Annotated in this window: 4 protein-coding genes; all 4 read right to left on the reverse strand. The window is 58.9% G+C overall.

Annotated elements, in window-relative coordinates:
• Nucleotides 1–226: 226 nt before the first annotated feature.
• Nucleotides 227–1,552 (reverse strand): cystathionine gamma-synthase family protein, encoded by a 1,326-nt coding sequence (locus V7680_RS14805; RefSeq protein ID WP_335654032.1) that lies wholly within the window; start codon nucleotides 1,550–1,552, stop codon nucleotides 227–229.
• 49 nt (nucleotides 1,553–1,601) lie between these two features.
• Entirely contained in the window at nucleotides 1,602–3,008 is a 1,407-nt protein-coding gene (locus V7680_RS14810) for an SLC13 family permease (protein ID WP_335654033.1), read from the reverse strand.
• Between the two features lie 108 nt (nucleotides 3,009–3,116).
• The gene (gene pgeF, locus V7680_RS14815) at nucleotides 3,117–3,878 is read right to left on the reverse strand and encodes a peptidoglycan editing factor PgeF (RefSeq protein ID WP_335654034.1); all 762 of its coding nucleotides are present in this window, start codon (nucleotides 3,876–3,878) and stop codon (nucleotides 3,117–3,119) included.
• Nucleotides 3,871–5,305, reverse strand: a 1,435-nt coding sequence (locus tag V7680_RS14820; protein WP_335654035.1) for a DUF3458 domain-containing protein, incomplete at its 5' end; no start/stop codon positions are given. The genes V7680_RS14820 and pgeF, both read right to left, overlap by 8 nt.

Genomic DNA, 5,305 nt, shown 5'->3' on the forward strand with positions numbered 1-5,305 from the left:
GCCAGCGACTGCTGATGAAGTTTCCGCGCCAGCGCATCCGCCGGTTTCGCCGAATAGCTGTGATGATCCAGCAGCGTGCCATCAAGATCAGTGAATATCACGGGATAGACGGGTCGCTTTGCCATGGTCGTGTCATAGCATTCCCGCCCGAGCCGGAAAGTGCTAATCTGTGGAACCGTTTAATCTGCATCCAAAGCGGCGTCATGCAGCCGCTTTGGCTTGTCGGTCAGACGGCGGCCAGTGCCTGGTCGAAATCGGCGATCAGATCATCCGGGTCTTCGACACCGATTGAAATGCGTACCAGATTGTCGGTGATGCCGAGCGCAGCGCGGCGCTCGTCGGAGACGGATATGTGGGTCATCGCGGCCGGCAGGCTAGCGAGCGTTTCTGTACCGCCCAGGCTCACCGCCAGTTTGGCGATCTTCATAGCGTCGAGGAACCGGAAGGCTTCCGCCTCGCCGCCCTTGATGAAGACCGAGAAGGTTGAACCGGCGCCGCTGCAATGGCGGTTGTAGATATCCTTCTGGCTCGCATCCTCGATGAAGCCAAGATAACCGAGGCCGTCAACCTTGGGATGATCGCGCAGGAAAGTGCAGACCTTCAGGGCATTTTCACCGGCGCGGGTCATGCGCAGTTCCAGTGTCTCGAGGCTGCGCATCAGCATCCACGCGGTATTCGGGTCACAGATCGTGCCGATCGTGTTCCGGATCGCGCGGATCGGATCCATATAGGCCTTGCTGCCGAGTACGCCGCCGGCAACCAGATCGCTGTGCCCGCCGACATATTTGGTCAGGCTGTAGATGACGATATCGGCGCCATGTTTCAGCGGCTGCTGCCAGAGCGGGCCGAGAAATGTATTGTCGATCGCGATTGGGGGTGCGCCGTCCTTGCCGAAGACCTGCTCGCGCGCATCAGCGACGCCTTCGATATCGACCAGAGCGTTGGTCGGATTGGCGGGGCTTTCCAGATAGATGATCGCCACCTTGCCACCATTGGCCGCGGCCTGCGCCTTGGCCTGTTCGAGCATCGTGGCAACTTCTGACGGAGAGGCTCCGGCCGGGAAATCGAGGAAGGTCACACCGAAGCGGCCGAGAATTTTATTGATCAGCGTCTCGGTCGCGGCATAGAGCGGTCCGCTGTGGACCACGACATCGCCCTGATTGACATGGGTAAGCAATACCGTCGAAATCGCCGACATGCCGCTGGAGAATACCAGCGCATCCTCGGCCTCGTCCCAGATGCTCAGCCGGTCTTCCAATATTTCCTGATTGGGGCCGTTGAACCGCGAATAGACCAGACCGTCCGAACCGCCAGGACGTTTGCCGGTAATGCCTTCGAAAAAGCGTTTCCCCGCTGCGGCGCTTTCAAAGGCGAAAGTAGAGGTCAGGAAAATCGGTGGCTTGAGTGCGCCTTCGGAAAGCTCCGGATCATAGCCGTGCCCCATCATCAGGGTCGCCGGCTTCAGCTTGCGGCCGCCGATTTCTTCTATCGGTGCCTTGGGCATCCGGCGCGTAACCGGGATCGCAGCTGTTGGGTCATTTTGCTTTGCCATTTTCTATCTCTCCACACCGATAACTTTGGATGAAGTCATGCCTGAAAACCTAACTGGTTACAACTGATACCATCCACACGCAGCCGATTATGATCGGGACACCGGCGAGATCCAGCAGCAGGCCGGATTTGAGCATTCTGGGCAGCTCGATATGGCCGGTTGACCAGGCAATCGCGTTGGGACCGGTGCCGGAAGGCAACATGAACCCCCAGCTTGCCGCCATTGCCGCAGGTACTGCGAGCAACACCGGATCGATGCCGGTCGCAAGTATCAGGCTGGCGACCACTGGCATGATCCCGCTCGCGGTGGCGACATTGGAGGCGAATTCGGTCACCAATATGACCAGCGCGACCAGAGCGATAGCAATGATCAACACCGGCACCGATCTGAGCGGTTCAAGCATCAGGCCCAGCCAGTCTGCCAGACCGGATTCGATGATCCCCGCAGCCAGCGCGAGACCGCCGCCGAACAGCATGATCACGCCCCACGGCGCTTTGTCCGCTTCATCCCAGTTGAGCAAACGCCGTCCGGTCCCATCGGGCAGGGAGAATAGCAGCAACCCGCCAAAAATCGCGATGCTGCCGTCGTGCAACGCGCCGTCGGGGAAGAGCGTCTTTAGCTGCGGCAGGAACAGCCAGCCGAGCACGACAATTGCTACGACCGGGACCAGCCGTTTTTCCGGCACACTCCACGGGCCCGGCGATCCGATGGCCAGCTTTGCCTTGACCCCGTCGAAACTGTGCCGCCCGACCTTTTGCACGACAATGAGAATAGCGGCGAGAGCCGGGATGCCGATGATCACGATCGGGATTCCGAATTTCAGCCAGCTGAGAAAATTCAGGTTCATGCCCAATGTCTTGTTGATCAGGCCAGCGGCTATCGCGTTGGTCGGGCTGCCGACCAGAGTGCCCAATCCGCCGATCGATGCGGCGAAGGCCACACCCATCACCAGAGCCCCGGCAAAGCCGTCGGTCTCGCCATCCTTGACGCCGCCGGCGACCAGCACTGCCAGCGCAATCGGGATCATGATCAGGGTCGAGGAGGTGTTGGAGATCAGCATGCTGAGCAGGGCCGTCGCGATCATGAAAGCGAATAATATGCCCCAGGCGCTTTTGCCGGACATGCCGATAATCGCCAGCGCCAGACGCTTGTGCAGGCCGACTCGCTCGATCGCCAGCGCGAGAAAGGCCCCGCCAAGAATGAGAAACAGGATCGGAGAATAATATTGGCTGGCGGTTTCGTTCGCCGTCATCACATCCATCGTCGGTAGGGCCAGAAACGGCAGCAAGGCCGTTGCCGTCAGCGGCACCGCCTGGGTCATCCACCAGGTCGCCATCAACAGGGTCAGCGCGGCAACATGCCATGCTTCGGTCGACATCGATTCCGGTGCCGGAGCGAGCAGCATGGCGATAAATACGGCGAGCCCTGCCCATAGACCGATGCGTTTTGCGTTCATGCCCTCTCCCCTCGTGCCAACTCAGGCTGGCATCAACCGTCTTGCCGTACTTGCCGGCTCGATCGGTTCAGGCCCCAGCCTTCGCTGGGGTGACGCCGGAAATCAATATTATTCAGCAAGGCCGATCAGCGAAATCTGTCGTCCATAGCCCGCTTCATCACGATGGCACGACCGGCGATAGCTATAATAACGATTCTCGTGAGCATAGGTATCGAGACCGAGTTTATCGATTTTGGTGATGCCGGACGCCATCAGACGCGCTGCTACATATTCCTCGATATCGAATTGAAAATGGTCCGCTTTTCCTGCGGAAAAGAAACGACCATTGGCTGCATCAGCATCGACAAAGCGCGTCCGGAAACTGGCATCCACTTCATAGCTGGCCTGCGCAATGCACGGACCAATGGCGCTGGCAATATTGCCGCGATCCGCACCAAGCGCTTCCATCGCCGTGATGACATTGTCGGTCACTCCTGCCAGAGCGCCCTTCCATCCAGCATGGGCCGCACCGATCAGATTGGCTTGGGAATCGTGAAACAGCACCGGCACGCAGTCGGCGGTCAATATGCCGAGCAAAAGGTTCGGCTGGTCGGTCACCATAGCGTCGGCCTGTGGCCGCTGGTCAAGCGACATCGAGCCGGTCACCGTAACGACTTCGGCGCTATGGATTTGGTGGACCGTCACCAGTTCGCCGCCTGGCATCAGCCCTTCGACCGCCAGCCGCCGGTTTTCCATGATTGCCTCGCGGTCATCATCGCTACCCAGACCAATGTTCAGCCCGCTATAGATGCCTTCCGAAACACCCCCTGCCCGGCCGAGAAAGCCATGCGTTACGCCGTCAAGCAGGGAAGACGTCGTGATATCAAGCAAGGCTTTTGTGGACCTGTTCGGATACGTCTTTCGACAATTCCGGCTGCGCTGCGATTTTCTCGAGCGCCAACCGCATCAGTTCGGACCGTCCGCGTTCGTAACGCCGCCAGCGGCCGAGCTGCGGAATGAAGCGCGCTGCGGTTTGCGGGTTTTGCTTGTCGAGCGCGATCACCATTTCGGCGATCATCTGATAGCCCTTGCCAGATGGATCATGGAAACGGACCGCGTTGCCGGTGAACGCACCGTACAGCGCGCGGACGCGATTGGGATTGAACAAAGTAAAATCGGGATGGCGCGACAGGCTTTCGACCCGCTTCAACGTATCGCTACGCATCGACATCACCTGCAGGCTGAACCATTTGTCGAGGACCAGCGGGTTGCTTTTGAATTTCGCGTAGAAATCATCAAAGGCAATCGTACGTTCTTCGGCCTCGAGATGCGACAAGGTCGCCAGCGCGCCCTGCATCGCGGTCATATTGTCCGCCTCGCGATATTGTTCGAACGCCAGCTCGGCGGCATCCTCGGTATAGGATGCGGCGAGATAGCCCAAAGTCACATTGCGCAATTTGCGGTTCGCCCGCGCTTCGGCATCGAGCGAGAATTCACCCGGCCAGCAGCTTTTGTAGAGCTTGCGGAACTGTTTCTCGAACTGCACCGCAATCTTGCCCCGCAATTTTTCGCGTTCGTCGTGTATGGCCTGCGGATCGACTTCGACCATCTGGTCACCGAGGAAGGCTTCGCTAGGCAGCAGAAGCAGTTCGGCGAGAAAGGCGGGATCGATGGTCTTGTCGCCCAGAATTTTTGCTACCGCGTGCAAGATGATATCGCGGTCGACCGGTGTGCCGAGCACCTTGGCGGTCAGATAGCCGGTCATCAGCCGTTGCACCGCCTCGAATCGCGCGAACGGATCATCGTCATGGGCGGACAGAAATGCCAGTTCCTCGGCGGTCTGGCTACTTTCCAATATGATCGGCGCGGAAAAGCCGCGGTTGATCGACAGGATCGGATGATCCTTATAACCTTCAAGGACAAAGCTCTGCTCGGTCTGGGTGAGCAGCAACAATTCTTCCCCTTGATGGGCGCCGGTTTCGGGATCGAGCAACGCCGTCTTGAGCGGGATGACCAGCTCTGACGGTTTCGGCTTCTCGCCATTTTGCGCGATTTTCTGGCTGAGATGGACAGTCGCGGTTCCGGTTTGCGGATCGTGCGACAGATTGGCTGTCACCCGTGGCGTGCCTGGCGTTTCATACCAGTTGCGGAATTGCTTCAGATCGATTTCGCCGCCGTCTTCCATCGCGGTGACGAAATCCTCGCAGGTCGCCGCTTCGCCGTCGTGCCGGTCAAAATAGAGATCGGTGCCCTTGCGGAAATTTTCCGGCCCCATCAGCGTGTTCATCATCCGGATGACTTCGGCGCCCTTGTTATAG

The organism is Parasphingorhabdus sp. (assembly GCF_036963705.1).
Lineage (GTDB): Bacteria > Pseudomonadota > Alphaproteobacteria > Sphingomonadales > Sphingomonadaceae > Parasphingorhabdus.